This is a genomic window from Pseudomonas sp. LF-5, assembly GCF_037626295.1.
GTDB lineage: Bacteria > Pseudomonadota > Gammaproteobacteria > Pseudomonadales > Pseudomonadaceae > Aquipseudomonas > Aquipseudomonas monsensis.
This window is the reverse complement of record NZ_JARKMT010000001.1, coordinates 536,457-562,246: the sequence shown is the minus strand read 5'-3', so window position 1 is coordinate 562,246 and position 25,790 is coordinate 536,457. Positions and strand designations below refer to the sequence as shown.

Below are 25,790 nucleotides of genomic sequence, written 5' to 3'. Positions count from 1 at the left end.
GCGGGGCCGCTTCGCAGCCCAACGGGGATAAATCCCCTCGCCACACTGTTTGGCACATTGTTTAAGGGGCCGTAATCCGCCAGATACCGAACGGCTGATACCCCGGATCAATGCGCATGAACTGGTATTTACCGTGCCAGTCCCAGCGATGCCCGTTCATCAAATCTTCGCCGTGCGTAGTGGCGTCATCGGGCAGACCCATTTCCCACAACGGCAGTTCAAAATTCGCTTCCTGCACGTTGTGCGGATCGAGGCTGACCGCCACCAGAATGAAGTTGCTGCCGTCCGCGCTGCGCTTGCCGAAATACAGAATGTTGTCGTTCCACGCGTTGTAGACCTTCAGCCCCAGGTGCGTGTGCAGCGCCGGGTTCTGTCGGCGAATACGGTTGAGCTGGGCGATTTCGGCAATGATGTTGCCGGGGGCGGTGAAATCGCGGACGCGAATCTCGTACTTCTCAGAATCGAGGTATTCCTCCTTGCCCGGCACCGGTGCCGACTCGCACAGCTCATACCCGGAATACATGCCCCACAAGCCCGAACCCATCGTCGCCAGCGCCGCACGGATCAGAAACCCCGGGCGCCCCGACTCATGCAGAAACGCCGGGTTGATGTCCGGGGTATTGACGAAGAAATTCGGCCGGTAGCATTCGCGCCAGGGTGATTCATTCAGTTCGGTGAAGTACGTGGCCAGCTCGGCCTTGGTGTTGCGCCAGGTGAAGTAGGTGTAGCTCTGGGTGTAACCGACCTTGCCCAGGCGCGCCATCATCGCCGGCGTGGTGAAGGCTTCGGCGAGGAAGATCACTTCCGGGTACAGCGCGCGCACGTCGGCAATCAGCCATTGCCAGAAGGGCAATGGCTTGGTGTGCGGGTTGTCGACACGGAAGATCTTCACGCCTTCCTCGACCCAGCCAATGACAATGTCGCGCAATTCGACCCACAGGCTCGGAATCGCGTCCGGCGCATAGAAGTCGACGTTGACGATGTCCTGATATTTCTTCGGCGGGTTTTCCGCGTATTTGATCGTGCCGTCCGGACGCCAGTTGAACCAGCCCGGATGCTGTTTGAGCCAAGGGTGATCCTGGGAACACTGGATAGCGAAGTCGAGGGCGATTTCCAGGCCATGATCGGCAGCAGCAGCGACCAGGCGACGGAAGTCCTCACGGGTGCCGAGTTGCGAGTGAATCGCCTCGTGCCCGCCCTCCTCGCTGCCGATGGCATAAGGGCTGCCCGGATCATCCGGGGCTGCCGTCAGGGAATTATTGCGGCCCTTGCGGTGAGCGCGGCCGATCGGATGGATCGGCGTGAAGTACAGCACGTCGAAGCCCATGTCCTGAATCATCGGCAATCGTGCGTGCACATCATTAAAGGTGCCGTGACGAGCGGGATCGTCGGTGATCGAGCGGGGAAACAGCTCGTACCAACTGGCAAACTCGGCCAGCTCGCGTTCAACGTCCACGGGGAACTCGGGACTGACGCTCAGGTAGGCGCGGTGATCGGCCTGCGCCATCAGTTGCGCACTGCGCGAGTGCAGAAACAGCGCGACCTGCTCGGTTTCGAGCAACCCGGACAATTCATGGTGCAACGCGGCCAGCTGTTCGCTGAGCTGGCCTTCGCTGCGTTCGGCGGCTTGTTGCACCATGCTCCGGCCTTCCTGCAGCTCCAGGGAGACGGGCACCGCGGCGGTGTGCTTCTTCTCCAGTTCGTACTGAAAACTGGCGAAATGATCGATCCACGCTTCGATGCAATACAGATAGCGGCCCTGATGCTCGGGCCGGAACTGACCGCGCCAGCCGTTATTGCCCTGATCGGCCATGACTTCGCTTTGCCAGGTCTCCTCGCCTTCCTCGCGCCAGCGGATGCGTACCGCCAGCTTGTCGTGGCCATCGGCGAAGACCTTGCTGGTGACCTCCACCTCACGACCGGCAATCGACTTCACGGCGAACTGCCCGCCATCGAGGGTCGGCATGGTGTTTTCGATAACGATGCGCGGCAACAGCAACGCCTGCGACAGCGGCATGTGCGGGTTGTAGCTCAGCTCTGAAGGTTTTTCAGCAGTCATCGAGCATCTCTCCTTAACGCCCCAAGGACGCTCTTGTGCCGGATCAGCGTGCGCGACAAAGCGCCTGCCCCGGAATGAACTCACCTAGGTTCCGAGCGACTGGCGCCGGGAAAAGTTCACAGTGATTTGCCTGTGCGAAAAAGCGGATCGTTTTCGCCGCAAGGTGGTCAATCCACTTAAGCACTTCTCACGCCATGTGCCACACGGAGGTCACCCTGATGAACATCCCGATTCCGGCCGAAACGCCTGATCCGAACATCGACAAACCCACCCTGCCGGAGACAGAACCGCAACCGGTGCCCGAGCAGGAACCGCCAGGCACCACGCCGCCGGCCAAGGAAGAACCGCCGACGACGATGCCACCGGTTATCGTCTGATTCTTCCCTGCGCGCTGATATGGCTCATGTAGGAGCAGCCTTCGGCAGCTCCTACAGGTGTCTGTTCTGCTCATCGTCCTTTTCGAACACGCGGACAATTCGCGGCATCACGCTGAAGATCCCCAACGCCAGCAACGTACTGAACAGCGCCGTCGCCTCTCTGCCCAACCCGGTTGCCACACCAATGGCTGCGGTCATCCACAATCCCGCCGCCGTCGTCAGGCCTTTCACGTGGCCTTCATCACCTTCGCGGTTTTTCAGGATGGTGCCGGCACCGAGAAAACCGATCCCGGCAATCACCCCTTGCAGCACTCGACTCATCGCGTCAGATTCAGCGCCGGACGTCTGCGGCACCAGCACAAACAGCGCCGCACCGAGCGCCACCAGCATGTGCGTGCGCACCCCGGCAGCCTTGCCCTTGTGTTCGCGCTCGAAACCGAGGATGCCCCCAAGAATCGCTGCCATCAGCAGGCGCACGGTGATCCGCGTCAACTGCGACGCATCACCGATGTCGGCGAATTCCGCCTGCAGGGTTTCCCACACTTCATGCCACCACGCGTTCATAGGGAGTCCTTGTTATTGGGCTGGATAAACGATGGACAGCGGCGACCATTAATCAGTTGCGCAGAACGATCGGCGAAGCCTGTGCCCTAACCTTTCAGACCCCCCTGAAAAAAGGACTGCCCTCATGCCCCTTCGAGTCGATGAATCCAATCCCGAACAAAAAGTGTGTTTTTTCACGGTCGAGAATGGCGAAGAAATCCGCATTTGCGACACCCTGGAAGTCCGCACGGACAGCGACAAAGCCATGTCGTTCGTGGAAATAGAGGGCCGGCGCGTTTACATCACCGAAGCAGAAGCCGACGAATTGACCGTTGCAGGCGCCAGAGACGGTCGCAAGCACTTGAAGGCTGACGAGAGTGGTTCGGTGATTTGACTGACCTTGATCAACACCTCGCGCAAACGTCTGATATAGGCGTTTGCGCCTTTGTTTGCGGGCTGCTTCAAGTTGTCGCAGGCGTTGCACAGAATCTCATCTGATCCGCTTTTTATTGAAATACCTGAGTCTGTTATGCAAACAGATCGACGCTCATAGTGCGCTGGCCTGATGGAGGCTGATGAGCGAATGACCATGAGCGAACAAATTCCCGTCCGAACCGTAGAAGCAAGCCCCACTATAAAAAATGTACCGGGTCGCCCGATGAAGGCGAAGGCCGGTTCCACTGACAAGCAGATTCACACCCGCAGCTTCACTGGCCTGTACCGCACGTTGCGCATGAGCGGCGCGGGGTTTCTGTTTCTGCTGTTCTTCGGCACCGTGTGGCTGAACTGGGGCGGTCGTCAGGCCGTGCTCTGGGATCTTTCCGAAAGCAAATTCCATATCTTCGGCGCGACCTTCTGGCCGCAGGATTTCATCCTGCTCTCGGCGTTGCTGATCATTGCCGCGTTCGGTCTGTTCGCCATCACCGTGTTCGCCGGGCGGGTCTGGTGCGGTTACACCTGCCCACAGAGTTCGTGGACGTGGATTTTCATGTGGTGCGAAAAAATCACCGAAGGCGAACGCAACCAGCGGATCAAGCTGCACGCAGCGCCGTGGAGCCTGAACAAACTCGCCCGACGCGCCGCCAAGCACACGTTGTGGCTGGCGATCAGCGTGATGACCGGACTGACCTTTGTCGGCTACTTCACCCCGATCCGGCCGCTGGCCGAAGAACTGCTGACCTTGCACATCGGTGGCGTCAGCCTGTTCTGGGTGCTGTTCTTCACCGCTGCCACCTACATCAATGCCGGCTGGCTGCGGGAAGCGGTGTGCATGCACATGTGCCCGTATGCGCGGTTCCAGAGCGTGATGTTCGACAAGGACACCCTGGCGATTTCGTACGACGTGGCTCGTGGCGAAAACCGTGGCCCGCGCAAACGCGAGGTGAAACCCGCCGAGGCCGGCCTGGGTGACTGCATCGACTGCCAGTTGTGCGTGCAGGTTTGCCCGACCGGCATCGACATCCGCGATGGCCTGCAGATGGAGTGCATCGGTTGCGCGGCGTGCATCGACGCCTGCGATTCGATCATGGACAAAATGAACTACCCGCGCGGTTTGATCCGCTACAGTTCCGAACGGGAATTGCAGGGGGGCAAGACCCATTTGCTGCGTCCGCGTCTGATCGGCTATGTCGCGGTGCTGCTGGTGATGATCGGCGCGCTGGCCATGGCGCTGGTCGAACGGCCGATGGTGTCGCTGGACGTGACCAAGGATCGCGGGCTGTTCCGTGAGAACGGCCAGGGCCAGATCGAGAACATCTACACCCTCAAGGTCATCAACAAGACCCAGCAGCGCCAGGCCTACAACCTGAGCCTGGTCGATGGCGACGGTTTCCAGTTGCAAGGCAAGACCGAACTGAGCCTGGCGCCGGGCGAGATTGTTGATGTGCCGGTGTCGGTGGCGATGACCACGGAGCGTCCGGCCAGCAGTTCACAGACCTTGAGTTTCAAGATTGCCGACAGCGATGAGCCCGAGATTTATAGCGTGGCGAAAAGCAGGTTTGTGGCGCCGATGAATCGTTGAGCCGTTAGAATCTTTCCCCCTCACCCCAGCCCTCTCCCGGAGGGAGAGGGAGCCGACCGAGGTGTCTGTCGCTATACATCGACCTGACAGACCGAGTCGATTGTGGATTCAGCAAAGCACTTTCAGGCTGAGTCGATTGTGGATTCAGCAAAGCACTTTCAGGTCGGTGTAGTTCGCAAGCATCCCCCAATCAGTCCCCTCTCCCTCTGGGAGAGGGTTAGGGTGAGGGGCAGTTCTCCTGACACACCTCATCATCAACCAGCACCAAGGCTCCTCGATGAAACGCTACGAAAAATTCGCCGACGACATCGCTGAACTGATCCGCTCCGGCGTACTTGGCCCCGGCCAGCGGGTGCCGTCGGTGCGCTACGCGAGCCAGACCTACGGGGTCAGCCCATCCACGGTGTTCCAGGCTTATTACCTGCTGGAACGCCGTGGCCTGATCCGCGCCCGGCCGCGTTCCGGCTACTTCGTCAACACCCATGCGCCGAGCCCGTTCTCGGAGCCGGTGATCAGCAGCCATGTCAACGACTCCACCGAAGTCGACGTCAGCGAACTGGTGTTCTCGGTGCTGGAATCGATCAAGGACCCGAGCACCGTGCCCTTCGGCTCGGCGTTCCCCAGCCCGACGCTGTTCCCGCTGCAACGCCTGTCGCGGTCACTGGCCAGCGCCGCCCGGGAAATGGACCCGCGCATGGTGGTCACCGACATGTCGCCGGGCAACCCGCAACTGCGCCGGCAGATCGCCCTGCGCTACATGGTCGGCGGACTGATGCTGCCGATGGAAGAACTGCTGATCACCAACGGCGCCCTGGAAGCGCTGAACCTGTGCCTGCAAGCGGTGACCGAGCCAGGCGACCTGGTCGCCATCGAGGCCCCGGCGTTTTATGCCAGCCTGCAAGTGCTGGAGCGGCTGAAACTCAAAGCGGTGGAAATTCCCGTGCACCCACGCGACGGTATCGACCTCGGCGTGCTTGCACAGACGCTGGAGCGACATCCGATCAAGGCCTGCTGGTGCATGACCAGTTTCCAGAACCCGATGGGGGCAACCATGCCCGAGGCGAAGAAACAGGAACTGGTGGAACTGCTGCGCCGGCATCAGGTGCCGCTGATCGAGGATGACGTCTACGCCGAACTCTATTACGGCCAGCAGGCGCCGAAACCGGCCAAGGCCTTCGACACCGAAGGGCTGGTGATGCACTGCGGCTCGTTCGCCAAGAGCCTGGCCCCCGGCTACCGCATCGGCTGGGTCACTGCCGGGCGTTACGCGCAGAAAATCGAACGGCTGAAACTGATGACCTCGCTCTGTGCCTCGATGCCGGCACAGGCGGCGATTGCCGACTATCTGCAACATGGCGGCTATGACCGCCACTTGCGCAAGCTGCGCTACGCACTGGAAGAACAGCAGAGCGCGATGCTCGCGGCCATCGCTCGCTATTTCCCGGCACAAACCCGGGTCAGCCAACCGGCGGGCGGCTACTTTTTGTGGCTGGAATTGCCACCGCAGATGGATTCGCTGAAGTTGTTCCAGATGGCGTTGGCGCAAGGCATCAGCATTGCGCCGGGGCCGATATTCTCGCCGACGCAGCGCTTTCGCAACTGCATCCGGTTGAATTACGGCAGCCCGTGGACCGAGGACTCGGAGAAGGCGATGGAGACGCTGGGGCGGATTGTGCGGTCGTTCTGACAGTTCTGTGTTGTTTGAACTATCGCTATCGCGAGCAGGCTCACCCCTACATTTGAAATGCGTTCACCTGCAGGAGTGAGCCAGCTCGCGAGGGGGCCTGTCCAGCCACCGTTGAATTAACGGCCGCCACCCAGATCAACAAACGTCCCGGTCGCGTACGAAGCCTTGTCCGACAACAACCAGACAATCGCCTCCGCCACCTCATCCGGCCGCCCGCCCCGGGCCATCGGAATCGCTGACTCCAGCTTGCTGACCCGATCCGGATCGCCACTCAGCGCATGGAAATCGGTGTAGATGTAACCCGGACGCACGGCGTTGACCCGAATCCCCTCGCCCGCCACTTCCTTGGACAGACCGATGGTGAAAGAGTCGAGGGCACCTTTGGACGCCGCGTAATCGACGTATTCATTCGGCGAACCCAGGCGTGCAGCCACGGATGACACGTTGACGATGCTGCCGCCCTGCCCGCCATGCTTGGGCGACATGCGCAGGATCGCGTGCTTGGCGCAGAGGATCGGCGCCAGGACGTTGGTTTTCATGATTTTCAGAATGCGGAATTCGGACATTTCATCGACGCGCGATTTATGCCCGACGGTGCCGGCGTTGTTCACCAGCGCGGTGACCCGGCCCAGTTCGGTATCGACCCGGTGAAACAGCGCAATCACCTCGTCTTCGATACTGACATCGGCGCGCACCGCAATAGCCTGCGCACCCAGCGCACGGACTTGTTCCAGTACGCTTTGTGCGGCCTGCTCGTCTGACTGATAGTTGATGCAGATCCGATAGCCCTGTTCGGCGGCCAGCAGCGCCGTGGCTGCGCCGATGCCGCGTCCGCCGCCGGTGATCACAATGACTTTATCCATGCAGACCTTCCCCCCAATGCACACGTAACAGTCGGGGGGAAGAATAACCGCCATTGGCGGGTTTTGCATGGGCTCTGTCAAAGGCTCGGCCGGTACCGCGACTTTTGCAGTTGTATTGCATTTGTGGCGAGGAAGCTTGCTCTCTCGCCACAGTGTTTGTCTTGAACAACGCTCAGCGTGACGTCAGAGCGCCGCCAGCTTCTCCGCGCTCACGATGCTCTGCATGAACTTCTCTGCCGGCATCGGATGCCCCAGTAGATACCCCTGCAACGAATCACACCCCAACTGCGTGAGGAAATCCTGCTGCACGCCGGTCTCCACGCCCTCGGCGACGATCCGCAAGCCCAGCGCCTGACCCAGCGCGACAATGGCCGAGACAATCGCGGCATCGTCACTGTCATGCTCCAGATCCCGCACAAACCCCCGATCAATCTTCAACTCGTTGGCCGGCAGGCGTTTGAGGTACATCAGGCTTGAATAACCGGTACCGAAGTCGTCGATCGACAGGTCCACGCCCATGTCGGACAACTCTTGCAGCACTGTCATGCTTGCGTCGGCGTCGCTCATCGCCGTGGTTTCGGTGATTTCCAGGGTCAGGCTGTTGGCCGGCAAATGGTGGGTAGCCAGGGCCTTGGCCACGCTCTGCACCAACCCGGCGTGACAGAACTGCAATGCCGACAGGTTCACCGCGATGCGCCAGTCGGTGTAGCCCAGCACGTACCATTCGCGCATCTGCCGGCAGGCTTCATTGAGCACCCACTCACCGATGGCGATGATCACCCCGGTTTTCTCGGCCAGATCAATAAACTTGTCCGGCATCAACATGCCGTGCAACGGATGCTGCCAGCGCAACAGCGCTTCGGCGCCGACCGGATGACCATTGGCGGCGTCGAACTTCGGCTGGTAATACAGGCTGAACTGGTTGTGTTCGAGTGCCGCACGCAGGTCCTGCAACAATTGCAGCTGTTTTCGTGCATTGCTGTTCATCGACGCATCGAAAAAGCTGTAGCCGTTTTTGCCGCCGCCCTTGGCGTGATACATCGCCGCGTCAGCGTTCATCAGCAGTTCCTGGGCGTTCTGACCATTGCCCGGGTACAGCGCAATACCGACGCTGGCAGAAATCTGCAGATCATGCTCGGCGACGCGGAACGACTGCCCGATCAGGCCGACCTGTCGCGCCGCCAGACTCAAGGCATCATTGGGCTCGCTCAGGCGCACCAGCAGCACGAATTCATCGCCGCCAATGCGCGCCAACGTGTCCTGGCTGCGCAAATCCTCACGCAGACGCAAGCCCACTTCGCGCAGCAACTGATCGCCCATGTGATGGCCAAAGGCATCGTTGACCGGTTTGAAACCGTCCAGGTCAATAAACATCAAGGCAAAGCAACCGCCCTGCTCATGGACTTTCTTGATCGCCTGGTTGATCCGGTCATCCAGCAGCATGCGGTTCGGCAGGCCGGTCAGGGTGTCGTGCAGGGCCAGTTGCGTCAGTTCGCGATTGGCCACGGTCAACGAGTGCGCCAGATCAGCGGTGCGCGCTTCAAGGCGAGCGTCGAGAATCGACGTCAGCAAGGCAATCGACAGCACCGCCAGCGTGGTGATCAGTACCAGGCTGTCAACGCCATTGCCTTTGAGACCATTAAGCGTTGCGCCACAGAAACTGCCTTCGGGAAACTGCGCTGCTGCCATGCCGGTGTAATGCATGCCGACGATGGCGATGCCCATGATCACCGCTGCCCCGGCGCGAATCAGGCGCACATAGGGCGAATGCTGACGCAGCCGGAAAGCGATCCACAGCGCGACGGCACTTGCACCGACGGCAATCAACAGCGATGCGCCGAAGAGCGTCGGATCGTAGTCGATCCCCGGTGTCATGCGCATTGCCGCCATGCCGGTGTAGTGCATGGCACTGATACCGGCGCCCATGGTCAGTGCACCGAAGATCAGTTGCAGCACCGGCAGCTTGGGCTGACTGACCAGCCACAGGGCAAAACCACAGGACAGCACCGCAATCAACAGCGAAAGCGCGGTGATCCCGATGTCGTAGCCCAGGTCGATCGGTAATTTGAAGGCGAGCATGCCGATAAAGTGCATCGACCAGACGCCAACGCCCATGGCCAACGCACCACCTGCCGTCCAGAAATGCACGGCTCGGCCCCTTGAGGTGGCAATGCGCCCGGTCAGGTCGAGCGCGGTGTATGAGGCAAGAATCGCCACGCACAAGGAAATGAAAACCAGGGTGTAGGAGTAACTACCGATGAGCATGGAAATTCTCGTAGCCAGCCTGACGATATAGCGTCCTTTCTCGGCCGGGCAAAAGCGGCGATTGTACTGATTGCGCTGAAGAACGCACTGACAAAGTGAGCAAATTGCCATCAACCCGATGAAACGCTTGTTTGATCGGCCGCCAGGGCGAAGGCCGGCCTATACCAGCAGGTTGAAAATACATTCCCCTGCAGGTCAGCGGGAGTCGGATACATCAAGTTGGCCATCCCAGCCCCCGCCCAGTGCGGCAATCAATTGCACGCTGGCGATCAGGCGGTTCTGCAGGATGGTCAACACGCTGCGCTCGTTGCTCAATGCTGTCGCTTGCACCACCACCACGTCGATGTAAGCAATCAGCCCGGCCTTGTACTGGTTTTCGGTCAGGCGCAAGGAATCACGGGCCGCGTCCAGCGCCTCCTGGCGCACCGCCGCTTCGTCTTCGTACACCTTCAGCTGCACCAGATAGTTTTCCACTTCACGGAAACCGTCGAGCACGGTTTGACGGTACTTGGCCACGGTCTGGTCATACACCGCTTCCGTGCGGTCGACTTCCGCCGAACGGATGCCACCGTCGAACAGCGGCAACGTCAATTTCGGTCCCACCGACCAGAAGCGGTTTGGCAGACTGATCAGGTCTTTGGAGGTGCTGCTGCTGTAACCACCACTCAGGCTCAGGGACAGGTCCGGGTAATACGCAGCCTTTGCCACGCCGATATTGGCGTTGGCCGCGATCACCGAGCGCTCGGCCGAGGCAATGTCCGGGCGGCGCTCCAGCAATTGCGACGGCAGGCTCAACGGCACCTGCGGCAGGTTCGGAATGGTCTGGGTTTCGGCGATCTTGAAGTCCGCTGGCGCCTGCCCGGTCAGCACGGCGATCGCATTCTCGAATTGCGCCCGCTGCCAGATCAGATCGACCAGATCGGCCTGGGTGCTTTTCAGCTGGGTTTGCGCCTGCGCGACCGCGTCACGTCCGGAAACGCCGGCGCGGTATTGGTTCTGGGTCATTTTCAGCGAGCGTTCGTAGGCGGCAACAGTAGCCTCGAGCAAGCGCTTCTGCTGATCAATCACGCGCAATTGCAGGTAGTTCTGCACCAGTTCCGATTGCTGGCTCAAGCGCATGGCCGCCAGATCGGCAAAACTCGCCTGGGCGCTGGCCTTGTCGGCCTCGAGCCCACGGCGCAACTTGCCCCAGACGTCAGCCTCCCAGCTCACCCCCAACTGCGCGTTGTAGGTGTCACGAATACCGCTGGACGAACTGCTCAGGCTCGAACTGCTGCTGCCGGTGCCCTGACTGGAACGGGTTTTACCCAGACTCAGGTCGACACTCGGATAAAACGCCCCACGTGCACTGCGCACCAGTGCCTGCGCCTGACGAAATTGCGCTTCGGATTGAGCAACCGTCTGGTTGGAACTGTTGAGTTGCTCGATCAGGCCGTTGAGCTGTTGATCGCCATACAGTTCCCACCACGCGCCCCGCGCAAGCGAGTCGCTGGGGTTGGCCTGACGCCAGCCCTCGGCCTCCTTGTACTGGGCGATTTCAGCGGTCTGCGGACGCTGGTAATCAGGGCCGACAGCGCAGGCACTGAGCATCGCCACGCACAGCGACAGACTCAACAGGCGCGAACCGCGAACAGTGGCCAGATGGATAAGCGAACGGTCAGTCATAGCGGAGTTTCCAGAGCGGCGTCAGTACGCACGCCACGCCATTGGTTGAAGCGATGGCGCAGCTTGTCGAGATAGAGGTAAACCACAGGCGTGGTGTAAAGCGTCAACACCTGGCTGAAAATCAGCCCGCCAATAATCGTCAGGCCCAGCGGCTGGCGCATTTCCGCGCCTTCTGCGCGGCTGAGCAGCAATGGCAAGGCCCCGAGAATCGCCGCCAGTGTGGTCATCAGGATCGGCCGCAAGCGTTGCAGGCAGGCACTGCGAATAGATTCCAGCGGCGTCATGCCCTGATGACGCTCCAGTTGCAGCGCAAGGTCGATCATCAGGATCGCGTTCTTCTTCACCACGCCGATCAGCAGGAACAGGCCGAGCAAGGAGATCAGGCTGAACTCGCCGCCCAACGCATAGATCGACAGCAACGCACCGACCCCGGCCGAGGGCAGCGTCGACAGAATCGTCAGCGGGTGGATATAGCTTTCATACAGCACACCCAGCACCAGATACACCGCCAGCAGCGCCCCCAGAATCATAAAGGGCTGGCTTTTCTGGGTGGCGGCGAAGGCGTCGGCGGTACCGGCCATTTTTGCAATCACGTCTTCCGGCAGACCGAGCTTGGCAATCGCCCGCTCGATGGCGGCGCTGCCCTGCTCCACCGTCACGCCTTCGGCCATGTCGAAGGAAATGTCCTCGGAGGCGAACTGGCCTTCGTGGCTGACCCGGTCGTCTTCCAGACTGCTTTCATAATGGGCGAACGTTGACAGCGGAACCCGCGCGCCGTCGGCGGTGATCACCTGCACCTGCTTGAGGGTAACCGGGTCCTGGGCGTATTTCGGGTCGACCTCCATCACCACCTGATACTGGTTGAGGCTGTCATAGATCGTGGAAATCTGCCGCTGGCTGTAGGCGTTGTTCAACACCGCCGTGACCATGTTCATGTCCACCCCGAGGCGCTTGGCCTGATCGCGGTCGACGATCAGTGTCACCTGCTGCGCCCCACGGCCTTCACGGGCATCAATGGCCGTGAGTTCAGGTAACGCCCGCAGCGCCGTGACCACTTTCGGATACCACTCGCGCAACTCGCCCAGATCACCACTTTGCAGGATGTAACTGTATTGCGACGTGGTCTGTTCGCGACCACCGCCAAACTGCAGGTCCTGGTCGGCCATCAGCATCAGTTGCGCGCCGGGCACCTTGGGCATTTCCTTGCGCAGGCGTTCGATGACCTTCTGGGCCGACAGGTTGCGCTCCTTGATTGGTTTCAGGCGGACCAGCATGAACGCATTGTTGGTGCCGTTGGTGCCGCCGATGAAACCGGCGACGCTTTCCACCGCATCGTCCTTGAGCACGGCGCGGCGGAAAATTTCCATTTTCGGCTGCATCACGCTGAACGACAGGCCATCGTCGCCGCGCACGAAACCGATCAACTGGCCGGTGTCCTGTTGTGGCATGAAGGTTTTCGGCACCACCACATACAACGCGACGTTGACCCCGACGGTGATCAACAGGCTGAGCAAGGTCAGGCGCCGATGGCGCAGCACCCAGTCGAGGCTGGTGGCGTATTTACCGACCATCCAGTCGTTGGTGCGCCGGCTCCAGCGTTGCAGACGGTTTTCCTGGCCCGGTGTGTGCGGCTTGAGCCAGCGGGCACAGAGCATCGGGGTCAGGGTCAGCGAGACCACCAGCGACACCACGATGGCCGCTGCCAACGTGATGGAGAATTCACGAAACAGGCTTTCGACAATGCCGCCCATAAACAGGATCGACAGGAACACCGCCACCAGTGACACGTTCATCGACAGCAAGGTGAAACCGACTTCCTTGGCCCCGAGATAAGCGGCCTGCAGCGGTTTGACGCCTTCGTCGATGTGCCGGGAAATGTTCTCCAGCACCACGATGGCATCGTCCACCACCAGACCGGTGGCGAGAATCAGCGCCATCAGCGACAGGTTGTTCAGCGAAAACCCGTAGAGGTACATCACCGCAAAGGTGCCGACCAGCGACACCGGCACCGCCAATGTCGGAATCAGCGAGGCGCGGAAGTTACCGAGGAACAGGAACACCACCAGAATCACCAGCGCTACAGCAATCAACAGGGTCATTTCCGCTTCATGCAGAGTAGCCTTGATCACCGGCGAGCGGTCCATTGCCAGGTTCAGCTTCACGCTGGCCGGCAGCACCGCCTGCAACGCGGGCAACTGCGCCTTGATCTCGTTGACCGTCTCGATGATGTTGGCGCCAGCCTGACGGTTGATCACCAGCAACACGGCGGCGTCATCGTTGAAGAAGCCACTGTTGTAGCGGTCTTCGACGCCGTCGCTGACCTTGGCCACATCCTTGAGGCGCAGCGCGGCGCCGTCGGCGTAGTGGATGATCAGCGACTCGTAATCCTTGGCTTTCTCCAATTGATCGTTAGCCTGGATCTGCCACAGGCGCTGGCCGTCCTCGACCGAGCCCTTGGGTCGACGCACATTGGCTTCGGCAATGGTCTTGCGTACATCATCGAGCGCCACGCCGTACTGGTTCAGCGCCTGCGGTTCGAGTTCGACACGCACCGCCGGCAACGAACTGCCGCCGATCTGCACTTCACCCACGCCCTGCACCTGGGACAGGCTCTGGGACAGGATGGTCGAGGCAAGATCGTAGAGCTGGCCTTTTTCCAGGACATCGGAGGTCAGCGACAGCACCATGATCGGTGCCTGCGACGGGTTGACCTTTTTGTAGGTCGGCATGCTGCGCATCCCGCTCGGCAACAGGTTGCGCGAAGCGTTGATCGCGGCCTGTACTTCACGGGCCGCACCGTTGATGTCGCGGTCGAGGTCGAATTGCAGAATGACCCGGGTCGAGCCCTGGCTGGAGCGACTGCTCATGGTGTTGACGCCGGCAATGGCGCCGAACGAACGCTCCAGTGGCGTGGCCACCGTCGAGGCCATGACTTCCGGGCTGGCGCCGGGCAGGCTCGCCTGCACCACTATCACCGGGAAATCCATTTGCGGCAGCGGCGCCACCGGCAGCAGACCGAAGCTCACGCCGCCAAGCAGCATGATCGCCAGGCTCAGTAGCATGGTCGCGACCGGGCGCTTGATGAAAGGACCAGAAAGATTCATGGCTCAGAGCTCCAAGCTTCAAGCTTCAAGCTAAAAGCCAGGTTGCCGGGCCCTTGCTGCTTTTCTCTTGCAGCTTGAGGCTCAATGCTCGTAGCTGCTTTCATACCGCCACCTCTTCGCTGTCGGCATTGGTCTTGCCAAAGCGCCGACCGAGGCGATCGAAGTACAGGTAGATCACTGGCGTGGTGAACAGCGTCAGCACCTGACTCACCAGCAACCCGCCCACCATGACCAGACCCAACGGTTGGCGTAGCTCAGCCCCGGAACCGGTGGCGAGCATCAAGGGTACGGCGCCGAACAAGGCTGCCAGCGTGGTCATCAGGATCGGCCGGAAACGCAACAGCGCCGCCTGATAGATCGCCTGTTCCGGGGCCATGCCCTGGTTGCGCTCGGCATCGAGGGCGAAGTCGATCATCATGATCGCGTTCTTCTTGACGATACCGATCAGCAGAATGATCCCGATGATCGCGATCATGCCCAGATCATTGCCGCTGAGCAGCAAGGCCAGCAAGGCGCCGACCGCCGCCGACGGCAGTGTCGAGAGGATGGTGATCGGATGGATGTAGCTCTCGTACAGCACGCCGAGCACGATGTACATGGTCACCACCGCCGCCAGAATCAGCAGCAAGGTACTCGACAGCGAGGCCTGGAACGCTTCGGCCGCGCCCTGGAACTGGGTCTGCACGCCGATCGGCATGCCGATGTCCTTCTGCACCTGCTCGATGATATCGACCGCATGTCCCAGCGACACGCCGGGAGCGAGGTTGAACGACATCATCACCGCCGGGAACTGGCCGATATGGGTGATCGCCAGTTGTGCCTGACGTTCTTCGACATGGGCGAGGCTCGACAAGCGCACCTGCGCACCATCGGTGGTTTTGACGTGAATCTGGTCGAGCGCTTTCGGACCGATCTGCTCCCCCGCTTGCGCCTGGAGTACCACGCGGTACTGGCTGGCCTGAGTGTAAATGGTCGAGATCTGCCGCTGGCCAAAGGCGTCGTACAGCGCATCGGTGATGTTCTGCACCGAGACGCCCAGGCGCGAGGCCGCATCGCGGTCGATCAACAGGTAGACCTGCAAACCTTTGTCCTGCAAGTCACTGGCAACGTCCGTCAGTTCCGGGCGTTGGGCCAGCGCTTCGACCAGACGCCCGCTCCACTGGCTCAACAGCTCGGAATCCGGCGACGACATGCTGAACTGGTACTGCGTGCGGCTGACCCGGTCCTCAATGGTCAGGTCCTGCACCGGCTGCATGAACAGGCGAATACCGACCAGTTTGTCCAGTTGCGGTTGCAGGCGCGCGATCACTTCGGTGGCCGTCAGATTCCGCGCACTGTGAGGCTTGAGGTTGATCAGCAGGCGGCCGCTGTTGAGCGTGGCGTTATCGCCATCAACCCCGATGTAGGACGACAGGCTCTGTACCGCCGGATCTTGCAGAATGATCTTCGCCAGTTCCTGCTGACGCTCGCCCATCGCCGCAAAGGAAATCGACTGCGGCGCCTCGGAAATGCCCTGAATCACCCCGGTGTCCTGCACCGGGAAGAAGCCTTTCGGCACGACCATATAGAGGAATACGGTCAATCCCAGCGTAGCGATGGCCACCAGCAAGGTCAGAGGCTGGTGCTTGAGCACCCAGCGCAGCATCCGACCGTACTCGGCAATCATCCAGTCAATCACTGCACCACTGGCCCGATAGAAACGGCCCTGCTCGTGTTCTTCCGGTTCACGCTTGAGCAGACGCGCGCACATCATCGGCGTCAGGGTCAGCGAGACCACCAGCGAGATGAGGATCGCCACGGCCAGGGTGATGGCGAATTCGCGGAACAACCGCCCGACCACATCGGCCATGAACAGCAGCGGGATCAACACCGCAATCAGCGACAGCGTCAGGGAAATCAGGGTGAAACCGATCTGCTTCGCCCCTTTGAGCGCAGCCTGCATCGGGCTGTCGCCCTCCTCGATGAAACGCGCAATGTTTTCCAGCATCACGATCGCATCATCGACCACAAAACCGGTGGCGATGGTCAGTGCCATCAGCGTCAGGTTGTTGACCGAAAATCCGGCGAGGTACATCACGCCAAAGGTGCCGATCAGTGACAGCGGTACCGCCACGGAGGGAATGATGGTCGCACTGGCACGGCGCAGAAACAGGAACGTCACCATCACCACCAGCGCGATGGCAATCAGCAATTCGTGTTGCACGTCAGTGACCGAGGCACGGATGGTTTGCGTGCGGTCGGTGAGCACCGTCACGTCGAGGCCAGCCGGCAGGTTGTCGGTGATGCTCGGCAGCAGGGCCTTGATGCGGTCGACCACTTCAATGACGTTGGCCCCTGGCTGACGCTGGATGTTCAGCAACACGGCCTGATTCTGATTGGCCCACGCGGCGAGACGCTCGTTCTCGGCGCCATCGACGATTTCCGCCACGTCCTTGAGCCGCAACGGCGCACCGTTCTTGTAGGCCAGGATCAGGTTGGCGTAGTCCTTGGGCGAGGTCAGCTGGTCGTTGGCATCGAGCATCGACACTCGGGTCGGACCGTCAAAGTTACCTTTCGGCTGGTTGACGTTGGACGCGCCGATCAGGGTGCGCACGTCGGACAGGTTCAGGCTGTTGGCCGCCAGCGCTTCCGGGTTGACCTTGATCCGCACCGCTTGGCGCTGGCCGCCGGCAATGCTGACCATACCGACGCCGCTGATCTGGGCGATCTTCTGCGCCATGCGCGTATCGACCAGGTCATTGAGCTTGGGCAGGAGCATGGTTTTCGAGGTGATCGCGAGGGTCAGCACCGGGGTGTCCGCCGGATTGACCTTGTTGTACACCGGCGGTGCCGGCAAGTCGGTCGGCAACAGGTTGGTCGCGGCGTTGATCGCGGCCTGCACCTGTTGTTCGGCGACGTCCATGTTGATGTCGAGGCTGAAGCGCAGGGTCAGTACCGACGCACCGCCGGAACTGGTCGAGGCCATTTGCGTGAGGCCAGGCATCTGCCCGAACTGGCGCTCGAGCGGCGCGGTCACGGCGCTGGTCATTACGTCCGGGCTGGCGCCGGGATACAGGGTCATGACGCGGATGGTCGGGTAATCGACCTGCGGCAATGCCGATACCGGCAACAGGCGATAAGCAATCAGGCCGGCCAGGATAATCGCCAGCATGCTGAGGGTGGTGGCTACCGGACGGAGGATGAACAGCCGCGAAATGTTCATGCGCCCTTCTTGGCCTTGTCAGTGACGGCAGCGTCCGGCGCCGTGGCGGCGGCCTTGCCTTGCAGGTGTTCGGTTGGCGTGGTCGGCACCTGATTGCTGTCGTTGACCACTTCCACTTCGCTGTCTTCCTTGAGGCGGTCGGTGCCTTCGAGTACCACCCGGTCGCCGGCCGCTAGACCTTCGGTGACCACTGTGTTTTCGCCGTCGCTGGCGCCGATTTTCAATTGGCGGATGGTGACTTTCTTGTCGCCGTCCAGCGCATAGACGAAGGTACCGTTGGTGCCGAACTGAATGGCCGCCGACGGCGCCAGTACCACGCCTTTCAGGGTATCGGCCAGCAGGTGCACATTGACGAACTGGTTGGGGAACAGCGCCTGATCACGGTTTTCGTAGCGCGCCTTGAACTTCAGGGTGCCGGTGGCGACGTCGATCTGGTTGTCGAGGCTTTGCAGCACCCCGGTGGCCTGCAGTTTGGTGTCGCCGCGATCCCAAGCTTCGGCCGACAGTTTGGCGCCGCTGCGATAGCGGGCGAGCACGGTTTCGAGGCTGTTTTCCGGCAAGGTGAAAGCGACGCTGATCGGTTGCGTCTGGGTGATCACCGCCAGGGACGTGGTGTCATTGGCGGTGACCAGGTTACCCACGTCTACCTGACGCAGACCGACCCGGCCGGCAATCGGTGCACGGATTTTGGTGAATTCAAGATTGAGCTTCGCGTCGTTGACCGCTGCCTGGTTGGTCTTGACCGTGCCCAGATATTGGCCGACCAGCGCTTCGGCGGTGTCGAGGGTCTGCTTGGCGATGCTGTCTTCCTTGTACAGACCGCGATAACGCTCGACATCGACCTGGGCGTTTTTCAACTGCGCCTGGTTCTGCAGCAAGGTGCCTTCGGCCTGCAGCAAGGCGTTCTGGTACGGGCGCGGGTCGATCTCAGCGAGCACGTCGCCGGCCTTGACCATCTGCCCTTCTTCGAAATTGATCTTCATCAGTTCGCCGCCGACCCGGCTGCGCACATTGATGGTGTTGAGTGCTGTCACCGTGCCCAGCGCCTTGTAATACAGCGGGAAGTCCCCCGTGACCGCCGGCGCCACGCGCACTGGAATTGGCCCGGTGCCACCACCGAAGCCCGGCCGCATCATCCCCGAACGCCCGGCATGCCCGGCCGCCGCCTTCTCGCCGCCCTCCTTGTGGGCTGAACCGGCCGGCCAGAATTTCCAGCAGAGGACGGCGATAACCAACAAGACAAGCAGGCTGATCAGCCAGCGACGAGAGTTGCGTGGGGACGATTGCATGGATTGATTAACCATTGGGCGCGTGGGCTTCTTCTACGGGAGGCTGAACGATAAGCACTGACGGGAATTAAGCAAAGCAGCTTTACCGGCAATTTACCTTCAACTTACGTTTCAAGGTGTGAGGCAAAACACTGATACACAAATGAAAACGGCCTGGACAGGGCCAGGCCGTTAACAATTGTAAAAGCGCTTGTTTCAGAACACTTATTTCAGAACGGCGAGCGCCGCTTCGTAATTAGGCTCTTCGGCAATTTCCTTGACCAGTTCGCTGTGCAGGACGTTGTCGTTTTCGTCCAGAACCACCACGGCACGGGCGGTCAGGCCTTTCAACGGGCCGTCAGCGATGGCCACACCGTAGTTCTCGATGAACTCGGTGCCGCGCAGGGTCGACAGGTTCTGGACGTTTTCCAGGCCTTCGGCGCCGCAGAAACGCGCTTGGGCGAACGGCAGGTCAGCGGAGATGCACAGCACCACGGTGTTGGCGATGTCGTTGGCCTGGGCGTTGAACTTGCGCACGGAAGTGGCGCAGGTCGGGGTGTCAACGCTTGGGAAGATGTTCAGCACTTTGCGCTTGCCGGCAAAGTCTTTCAGGGTGACGTCGGACAGATTGCCGGCAACCAGAGAAAAGGCTGGCGCCTTGGAACCGGCTTGTGGCAACTGGCCGTTGACTTGAACCGGGTTGCCTTTAAGGGTGACTTGAGCCATGACTTGAGTCCTTCTGATGTTTTGATTGGAAAGCATGCAAGAGGCCGAAGTTAACCACGAAATTGTCCGACGACCTATGCCCTGTTTGGAAATTGTTGGGTGCCTGCGCAAAAAATTGTATACAAAACCAACGCTACTCTCCTGTAGGAGTGAGCCTGCTCGCGATAGCGGTCTTTCATATACGCAAATGTTGACTGACACACCGCTATCGCGAGCAGGCTCACTCCAACAATGGATCTGCGGTGTGAAAAATTCTCCGCACTTTTACCAGAGACCCTGTCGATTCAAGTGTGGCCCGTTCGACTAAACAACAAATCCCCACAATCCACGGAGCAACCGCCATGCGATTCATGATCCTTGTAAAAGCCAGCGTCGACTCGGAAGCCGGCATCATGCCCAGCGAAGAGCTGATCACCGCCATGGGCAACTTCAACGAAGAACTGGTCAAGGCCGGCATCCTGATCGATTGCGATGGCCTGCATCCGAGCAGCAAAGGCGCGCGCGTGCATTTCTCCGGTGATAAACGCACGGTCATCGACGGGCCGTTCATCGAAACCAAAGAACTGGTGGCGGGCTACTGGATCTGGGAAGTGAAATCAAAAGAAGAAGCCATCGAGTGGGTCAAGCGCTGCCCGAATCCGATGCCGGGCGAGTCTGAAATCGAGATCCGCCAGATATTTTCCGCCGAAGACTTTGGCGCCGAGTTCACCCCTGAAGCGCGTGCGCAAGAAGAACGCGTTCGCGAACAGGCCAAGAAAAACGGCTGAGTCCAATATCCCCTGTAGCCGCTGCCGCAGGCTGCGATCTTTTGATGTTGATCGACTGAAACGAGATCAAAAGATTGCAGCCTTTGGCAGTTCCTGCAGTGGGCTGCAGTTATTTGGCGGACTTGAGCTTCAGATACGACTGACGCATGTCGGAAGCCCAGCCATCAATCACGGGTTTGACGTCGTTTGCCGTCATCGCCTGCGTGTCGTTTTCCAACGGTTTGCCGGTGCCTTTGCGCACCACTTGCGCCACGACCTTGTTGTTGCCGCCATCGAGGAAAACCGCCTCGGTGGCCAGAGTGGTTTCCTGATCGCGAATACCACTGGCGGTACTTACCGCGGCGGCGACCAGGGCAATCGGGATTACTTCATACGCGTGCAGGCCTTCGGTCTTGCTGCTGACAGCGGTGATCGCCGCGCGCACCACCATCACGCCTGGGCCGGGGCCGGTTGCAAGCGGCAGGTCTTTGCCGATTTCACGCTTGAGTGCCTGGTCGTAGTAGGAAGTGATGCCATTGAGGGTCTGTTGGGAAATTTTCGCGGTCGGTTGTGGTTTCGGGTAGAGCTGAGTCGGTTCGATGTACACACTGGTGAACTTCTTGACGTCCACCTTTGGATCGACCCAGCGCATCACCTCTGCACCGGACGGGGATTTGGCCTCCTTGAGCTGGCTGTAGTCTTTGAGGAATCCTGAGTACTCTTTCGGGTCGACGGTTTTGCTGGAACAACCCACCATTGCGACGGTGGCAATGCACAGAGTGCCCATCATCACTGCTAGCTTCATGCTGTAACTCCTGTCAGAAGGCCGAAAACTTTGCCTGGGGGAGTTACAGGTATAGCTAAAACTTCAGTAATTGCGATTGCACAGCACAATATTCACGCAAGGCTGCGCGGCGGATCACAAGCGTCATTTGAAAGACATCGAGCACCCGGCAACGCTGCATCGAGCTCTTGGCCATTGGTGAACTTCAAGAATCCGCTGCATTGAAGCAATCTGAGCCAGAATGCCCGCAAATGCTGTTGCAGGGCTGGAAGAATATGAACATGGGCGATCCGGCGCTTAAGTGACCGGCTGGAAATTGTCTTCCCTCACCCTAGCCCTCTCCCAGAGGGAGAGGGGACCGATTGGGGGATATTCGAGAGATGCACCGACGTGACCGATTGGCTTTGAATCCATAATCGACTCGGTCTTCCACGTCGGTGCAGGACGACAGACAACTCGGTCAGCCCCCTCTTTCAGAGGTAGATAGAGCGGACCGACCGGGGGATATTCAAGAATTCCGCCGACTTGAGCGATTGGCTTTGAATCCATAACCGACTCGGTCTTTCACGTCGGTGCAAGACCACAGACAACTCGGTCAGCCCCCTCTTTCAGAGGTAGATAGGGGGGACCGACCGGGGGATATTCAAGAATTCCGCCGACTTGAGCGATTGGCTTTGAATCCATAACCGACTCGGTCTTCCACGTCGGTGCAGGGCAACAGACAACTCGGTCAGTCCCCTCTTTCAGAGGTAGATAGAGGGGACCGACCGGGGGATATTCAAGAATTCCGCCGACTTGAGCGATTGGCTTTGAATCCATAATCGACTCGGTCTTCCACGTCGGTGCAGGACAACAGACAACTCGGTCAGCCCCCTCTTTCAGAGGTAGATAGAGGGGACCGACCGGGGGATATTCAAGAATTCCGCCGACTTGAGCGATTGGCTTTGAATCCATAATCGACTCGGTCTTTCACGTCGGTGCAGGACCACAGACACCTCGGTCAGTCCCCTCTCCCTCCGGGAGAGGGTTAGGGTGAGGGGCTTTTCGGGGGGGCACCCCGTTACCAGGACGAAGTCTCACCACTGCGCAACGCCATCTCCCGCCGGCTGTTGATGTGCATCGCCTTGATCAACGACACCGTGCCCACCAGCAAAATCGCTGCCCCCAACAGGAAGTCGATGTTGTACAGCTGGAAGTCCTGCACCGGCCCGATCAGCAGCACCCGCACGATCGCCGCGCCCAACAGCGTGGCAAGGAAGTCGATCCCCGGCTCATTGCGGTAAAACACCAACAGCAACGGCAGGCACAGCACCAGAAGAAGCAACAGCACGACAACTTTGAACGAGCCTTTGCGCTCGACGCTGAAGGCACATTCGTGCGGCCCGTACGCCTTGTAATCCTCGTCGCGGATCATCGAGGTTTTCTCGTTGATGTAGTCGACGCGGTTGTACTTCTGGATCGGCGTGAAGGTGTTGGACATCTCCATCAGCGTGGTGATGTTCTTGAAGCGCAGATCGACGCGCTCGCTGCCCTTGAGGTAATAGAGCACCGGTTTGTAGCCGTAGCGGTAGGTGTCGAAGGGGAATTCGGTGACCTGACCCTGCACACCGATCGGGCGTGGCTCCAGTTCGGCGTAAGCACTTTTGTTGGTGGCCGAGAGGTTGCGGCTCAGGGGCTGAACCTTGACTTGCTCAAGAAAGATCGGCGTCACGCCGTAGGACCATTGCAACGGCTCCAGACGCAAACGCAGTTCATTGCGAGCGAGGTCGTAGCGGTTGAAAGTGCGTTCGGAGACCACCAGCGAACCGCTGAGCATGAACTCGCCGCGCAGGTTGTTGGTGACGCGCAAGGTCAGTTGATCCTTGCCCAGCAACGCCGCTTCGGTAGACGGCGGCGTGCCGCACCACGCGGTGCTTTCGCCGACACCGCCGAGCTGACCGCCACGGTTTTCCTTGAATACATAAAAGTAACTGGCCCACAGCGTCAGCATCAAAAGCAACGCGGTGAGGCCGAGGATTTTTTTGCCCGGACTCACTGATCAGACTCCCTTCTTCGGTTCCATCGTCCAGCCGAAAACCCGCTGGCGACGGCGACTCTACCAAAAGGCCACCATCGACCCAAGGAAAAATGCCCGATTCGTGAGAGCCCTAAGGGTTTCCCCGGTACGCAAAGCCCACACAGGTGTCCTTTATCAGGAAGATGTCAGCGTCTTCGGAACAGTGGGCGTGGCTCGATCACCGAGCGGCCGTAGAGCACGCTCATGCCGGCGAGTCCCTTGAGTGCGTCCTCAGCCAACTTGTCCGCGCGCACGGCAAAACTGTCGAAGCCGCACTGGCGCATATGGCTCAACTGATCACGCAACACGTCGCCAATTGCGCGTAGCTCCCCTGCCCAGCCGAAACGACGGCGCAACAGATACGCCTGACTGTAGGCACGCCCGTCACGGAAGCTCGGGAAGTCGAGGGCAATCAGCGGCAATGACGCCAGCCACGGGACCAGGCTCTCGACCTCATCGTCCGGACCGAGCCACACGGCGTGGGTCGAAGGCGATTCGAGCCAGTGTGCCAGTGGCAGAATCAACAACCCGTTGGGCCTCGGCATCAATGGCTCGCGTACCAGTGTCCACGGATCATCCGCCACAACCCGCGCCACGCCCTGCTCCAGTCGCAACAGATTGTTCATGCCGGCACCTCCAGCGTTTTCGGATAGACCCGCTCCTTGAACGGCTCCAGCCCGATGCGCGCCAGGGTATCGACAAACGATTCCTCACTCTCGCGATAACGCACAAAGGTGCCGATGATCCGCTCGATCACCTGCGGCACTTCGGCAGCACTGAACGACGGGCCGATAACCTTGCCCAGTGCGCTGTTTTTGCCCTGCGCCCCACCCAGCGTGATCTGGTACCACTCGCTGCCGTTCTTGTCGACGCCGAGGATGCCAATGTTGCCGATGTGGTGATGACCGCAGGCGTTCATGCAACCGGAGATGTTCAGGCTGATGTCGCCCAGGTCGTGCAGGTAGTCGAGGTTGTCGAAGCGCGTCTGAATCGCCTGGGCAATCGGGATCGACTTGGCGTTGGCCAGCGCACAAAAGTCACCGCCCGGACAGGCGATGATGTCAGTGAGCAAACCGACGTTGGCGCTGCCCAGACCGTGCTTGCTCGCCAGTTGCCACAGAGCGTAGAGGTCTGATTTGGGTACATCGGGCAGGACGATGTTCTGTTCATGCGCGATGCGAATCTCGCCAAAGCCGAACCGCTGCGACCAGTCCGCCACGGCGAGCATCTGCACCCCGGTGACATCCCCTGGCGCCGCGGCCATGCCCGGCTTGGTCGACAACACCACACTGGTGTAACCGGGCACCTTGTGCGGCTGCACATTGCGCGCGACCCAACGGGCGAACGCCGGGCTCTCGGCCAGCCGCGTGCCGAAGTCCAGATCGGTATCGGCCAGGGTGCGATAAGTCGGCGGTACAAACGCACTGGCGACCCGCTCGTATTCAGCGTCGGTCAACTGCGCCGGGCCGTCCTTGAGGTGCTGCCACTCCTCTTCGACTTCCTTGGCGAAGGCCTCGATGCCCAGGGCCTTGACCAGAATCTTGATCCGCGCCTTGTACTTGTTGTCCCGCCGGCCGTGGCGGTTGTAGACCCGCAGCACCGCCTCGACGTAGGACAGCAGATGCTGCCACGGCAAGCCTTCGCGGATCTGCAGACCCAGGATCGGCGTGCGTCCCAGTCCGCCGCCGACGATCACCCGCAGCAGCATTTGCCCATCCGGGCCGGGATAAAGATAGAGGCCGATGTCATGCATCATGATCGCCGCACGATCCTGCTTCGCCGAACAGATGGCGATCTTGAATTTGCGCGGCAGAAACAGGAACTCCGGATTGATCGTCGACCACTGCCGGAGGATTTCCGCCAGCGGTCGCGGGTCGATCATTTCGTCCGCCGCGACCCCGGCAAATGCCTCGGTGGTGATGTTGCGCACGCAGTTGCCGGAGGTCTGGATCGCATGCATGTTGACCTGCGCCAGACGTTCGAGAATGTCCGGCACTTCGGCGAGCTCAATCCAGTTGAACTGCATGTTCTGCCGTGTGGTGAAGTGGCCGTAACCGCGATCGTAATCGCTGGCGATGTCTGCCAAGGTGCGCATCTGTTCGGCGCTCAAGGTGCCGTAGGGAATCGCCACACGCAGCATGTAGGCGTGCTTTTGCAGGTACAGGCCGTTTTGCAGGCGCAGCGGCAGGAACTCCTCTTCGCTCAACTCTCCGGCCATGAAGCGCTCGACCTGATCGCGGAATTGCGCAACGCGCTCGAACACCAGTGCGCGGTCGTAATCATCGTATTGGTACATGCAGCAACTACCCCATCAGAATTGTGCGCAATTGCTGTAGGAGTGAGCTTGCTCACTCCTACAGATTCTGCATGCACTATGACGAAGCAGCGCAGCACGTTACAGATTCACCTGAACGCATAAAAACCA

Annotated in this window: 18 protein-coding genes; 5 read left to right on the top strand and 13 right to left on the bottom strand. The window is 60.1% G+C overall.

What is annotated here, in order from left to right; genetic code table 11:
- Nucleotides 1–61: 61 nt before the first annotated feature.
- Entirely contained in the window at nucleotides 62–2,059 is a 1,998-nt protein-coding gene (locus PseuLF5_RS02615) for an alpha-1,4-glucan--maltose-1-phosphate maltosyltransferase (RefSeq protein ID WP_340132867.1), read from the bottom strand.
- Nucleotides 2,060–2,277: 218 nt separating this feature from the next.
- On the opposite strand from PseuLF5_RS02615, the gene PseuLF5_RS02610 reads away from it, so the two are divergent.
- A complete protein-coding gene (locus PseuLF5_RS02610) occupies nucleotides 2,278–2,436 on the top strand; it encodes a hypothetical protein (RefSeq protein WP_177490452.1) in 159 nt (52 codons plus the stop codon).
- 51 nt (nucleotides 2,437–2,487) lie between these two features.
- Here PseuLF5_RS02610 and PseuLF5_RS02605 read toward each other — a convergent pair whose 3' ends face one another.
- Nucleotides 2,488–3,000 carry an MgtC/SapB family protein gene (locus PseuLF5_RS02605; protein ID WP_123469073.1) on the bottom strand — a complete coding sequence of 171 codons (513 nt, stop codon included), beginning with the start codon at nucleotides 2,998–3,000 and terminating at the stop codon, nucleotides 2,488–2,490.
- A gap of 124 nt (nucleotides 3,001–3,124) precedes the next feature.
- Here PseuLF5_RS02605 and PseuLF5_RS02600 point away from each other — a divergent pair, with 124 nt between their 5' ends.
- The 3 genes from PseuLF5_RS02600 (at nucleotide 3,125) to mapR (ending at nucleotide 6,686) form a co-directional block, all read left to right on the top strand.
- Nucleotides 3,125–3,373 (top strand): DUF3203 family protein, encoded by a 249-nt coding sequence (locus PseuLF5_RS02600; protein ID WP_128614270.1) that lies wholly within the window; start codon nucleotides 3,125–3,127, stop codon nucleotides 3,371–3,373.
- 195 nt (nucleotides 3,374–3,568) lie between these two features.
- Nucleotides 3,569–4,999: a cytochrome c oxidase accessory protein CcoG gene (ccoG, locus tag PseuLF5_RS02595; protein ID WP_340132866.1), complete on the top strand. Its 1,431-nt coding sequence runs from the start codon at nucleotides 3,569–3,571 to the stop codon at nucleotides 4,997–4,999.
- A 277-nt stretch (nucleotides 5,000–5,276) separates the two neighbouring features.
- Complete coding sequence (mapR, locus tag PseuLF5_RS02590; protein WP_340132865.1) at nucleotides 5,277–6,686, top strand: GntR family transcriptional regulator MpaR; 1,410 nt, start codon at nucleotides 5,277–5,279, stop codon at nucleotides 6,684–6,686.
- Nucleotides 6,687–6,802: 116 nt separating this feature from the next.
- Here mapR and PseuLF5_RS02585 read toward each other — a convergent pair whose 3' ends face one another.
- From PseuLF5_RS02585 to tpx, 7 genes are all read right to left on the bottom strand, one after another.
- A complete protein-coding gene (locus tag PseuLF5_RS02585) occupies nucleotides 6,803–7,549 on the bottom strand; it encodes an SDR family oxidoreductase (protein ID WP_123469077.1) in 747 nt (248 codons plus the stop codon).
- Between the two features lie 183 nt (nucleotides 7,550–7,732).
- Nucleotides 7,733–9,814, bottom strand: coding sequence for a putative bifunctional diguanylate cyclase/phosphodiesterase (locus PseuLF5_RS02580; protein WP_222832812.1), 2,082 nt, complete (start codon nucleotides 9,812–9,814; stop codon nucleotides 7,733–7,735).
- A gap of 195 nt (nucleotides 9,815–10,009) precedes the next feature.
- Entirely contained in the window at nucleotides 10,010–11,479 is a 1,470-nt protein-coding gene (locus PseuLF5_RS02575; RefSeq protein WP_123469081.1) for an efflux transporter outer membrane subunit, read from the bottom strand.
- The gene (locus PseuLF5_RS02570) at nucleotides 11,476–14,583 is read right to left on the bottom strand and encodes an efflux RND transporter permease subunit (protein ID WP_186746826.1); all 3,108 of its coding nucleotides are present in this window, start codon (nucleotides 14,581–14,583) and stop codon (nucleotides 11,476–11,478) included. Before PseuLF5_RS02570 ends, PseuLF5_RS02575 begins: the two co-directional genes overlap by 4 nt.
- Nucleotides 14,584–14,683: 100 nt before the next feature.
- The gene (locus tag PseuLF5_RS02565) at nucleotides 14,684–17,785 is read right to left on the bottom strand and encodes an MdtB/MuxB family multidrug efflux RND transporter permease subunit (protein WP_222832811.1); all 3,102 of its coding nucleotides are present in this window, start codon (nucleotides 17,783–17,785) and stop codon (nucleotides 14,684–14,686) included.
- A complete protein-coding gene (locus tag PseuLF5_RS02560) occupies nucleotides 17,782–19,089 on the bottom strand; it encodes an MdtA/MuxA family multidrug efflux RND transporter periplasmic adaptor subunit (protein WP_340132864.1) in 1,308 nt (435 codons plus the stop codon). Before PseuLF5_RS02560 ends, PseuLF5_RS02565 begins: the two co-directional genes overlap by 4 nt.
- Before the next feature lie 189 nt (nucleotides 19,090–19,278).
- Nucleotides 19,279–19,779 (bottom strand): thiol peroxidase, encoded by a 501-nt coding sequence (gene tpx / locus PseuLF5_RS02555; protein WP_123469088.1) that lies wholly within the window; start codon nucleotides 19,777–19,779, stop codon nucleotides 19,279–19,281.
- A gap of 341 nt (nucleotides 19,780–20,120) precedes the next feature.
- Here tpx and PseuLF5_RS02550 point away from each other — a divergent pair, with 341 nt between their 5' ends.
- Nucleotides 20,121–20,546, top strand: coding sequence for a YciI family protein (locus PseuLF5_RS02550; RefSeq protein ID WP_123469090.1), 426 nt, complete (start codon nucleotides 20,121–20,123; stop codon nucleotides 20,544–20,546).
- A gap of 109 nt (nucleotides 20,547–20,655) precedes the next feature.
- Here the strand turns inward: PseuLF5_RS02550 and PseuLF5_RS02545 are convergent, their stop codons facing one another.
- The 4 genes from PseuLF5_RS02545 to PseuLF5_RS02530 form a co-directional block, all read right to left on the bottom strand.
- Nucleotides 20,656–21,330 carry a DUF3313 domain-containing protein gene (locus tag PseuLF5_RS02545; RefSeq protein WP_123469092.1) on the bottom strand — a complete coding sequence of 225 codons (675 nt, stop codon included), beginning with the start codon at nucleotides 21,328–21,330 and terminating at the stop codon, nucleotides 20,656–20,658.
- Between the two features lie 1,039 nt (nucleotides 21,331–22,369).
- The gene (locus PseuLF5_RS02540; RefSeq protein WP_123469094.1) at nucleotides 22,370–23,344 is read right to left on the bottom strand and encodes a hypothetical protein; all 975 of its coding nucleotides are present in this window, start codon (nucleotides 23,342–23,344) and stop codon (nucleotides 22,370–22,372) included.
- Nucleotides 23,345–23,511: 167 nt separating this feature from the next.
- Entirely contained in the window at nucleotides 23,512–23,991 is a 480-nt protein-coding gene (locus PseuLF5_RS02535) for a DUF934 domain-containing protein (RefSeq protein WP_340132863.1), read from the bottom strand.
- Nucleotides 23,988–25,661, bottom strand: a complete 1,674-nt coding sequence (locus PseuLF5_RS02530) for a nitrite/sulfite reductase (RefSeq protein ID WP_340132862.1) — start codon at nucleotides 25,659–25,661, stop codon at nucleotides 23,988–23,990. Before PseuLF5_RS02530 ends, PseuLF5_RS02535 begins: the two co-directional genes overlap by 4 nt.
- Nucleotides 25,662–25,790: the final 129 nt, after the last annotated feature.

Excerpts from the sequence above, each read along its gene's own strand:
- PseuLF5_RS02530 (WP_340132862.1), bottom strand. The coding sequence starts at position 25,661 with ATGTACCAATACGATGATTACGACCGCGCACTGGTGTTCGAGCGCGTT.
- PseuLF5_RS02535 (WP_340132863.1), bottom strand. The coding sequence starts at position 23,991 with ATGAACAATCTGTTGCGACTGGAGCAGGGCGTGGCGCGGGTTGTGGCG.
- PseuLF5_RS02580 (WP_222832812.1), bottom strand. The coding sequence starts at position 9,814 with ATGCTCATCGGTAGTTACTCCTACACCCTGGTTTTCATTTCCTTGTGC.
- ccoG (WP_340132866.1), top strand. The coding sequence starts at position 3,569 with ATGAGCGAACAAATTCCCGTCCGAACCGTAGAAGCAAGCCCCACTATA.
- PseuLF5_RS02550 (WP_123469090.1), top strand. The coding sequence starts at position 20,121 with ATGCGATTCATGATCCTTGTAAAAGCCAGCGTCGACTCGGAAGCCGGC.
- PseuLF5_RS02585 (WP_123469077.1), bottom strand. The coding sequence starts at position 7,549 with ATGGATAAAGTCATTGTGATCACCGGCGGCGGACGCGGCATCGGCGCA.
- PseuLF5_RS02615 (WP_340132867.1), bottom strand. The coding sequence starts at position 2,059 with ATGACTGCTGAAAAACCTTCAGAGCTGAGCTACAACCCGCACATGCCG.
- PseuLF5_RS02570 (WP_186746826.1), bottom strand. The coding sequence starts at position 14,583 with ATGAATCTTTCTGGTCCTTTCATCAAGCGCCCGGTCGCGACCATGCTA.
- PseuLF5_RS02560 (WP_340132864.1), bottom strand. The coding sequence starts at position 19,089 with ATGGTTAATCAATCCATGCAATCGTCCCCACGCAACTCTCGTCGCTGG.
- PseuLF5_RS02610 (WP_177490452.1), top strand. The coding sequence starts at position 2,278 with ATGAACATCCCGATTCCGGCCGAAACGCCTGATCCGAACATCGACAAA.
- PseuLF5_RS02575 (WP_123469081.1), bottom strand. The coding sequence starts at position 11,479 with ATGACTGACCGTTCGCTTATCCATCTGGCCACTGTTCGCGGTTCGCGC.
- mapR (WP_340132865.1), top strand. The coding sequence starts at position 5,277 with ATGAAACGCTACGAAAAATTCGCCGACGACATCGCTGAACTGATCCGC.
- PseuLF5_RS02565 (WP_222832811.1), bottom strand. The coding sequence starts at position 17,785 with ATGAACATTTCGCGGCTGTTCATCCTCCGTCCGGTAGCCACCACCCTC.
- PseuLF5_RS02545 (WP_123469092.1), bottom strand. The coding sequence starts at position 21,330 with ATGAAGCTAGCAGTGATGATGGGCACTCTGTGCATTGCCACCGTCGCA.
- PseuLF5_RS02605 (WP_123469073.1), bottom strand. The coding sequence starts at position 3,000 with ATGAACGCGTGGTGGCATGAAGTGTGGGAAACCCTGCAGGCGGAATTC.
- tpx (WP_123469088.1), bottom strand. The coding sequence starts at position 19,779 with ATGGCTCAAGTCACCCTTAAAGGCAACCCGGTTCAAGTCAACGGCCAG.
- PseuLF5_RS02600 (WP_128614270.1), top strand. The coding sequence starts at position 3,125 with ATGCCCCTTCGAGTCGATGAATCCAATCCCGAACAAAAAGTGTGTTTT.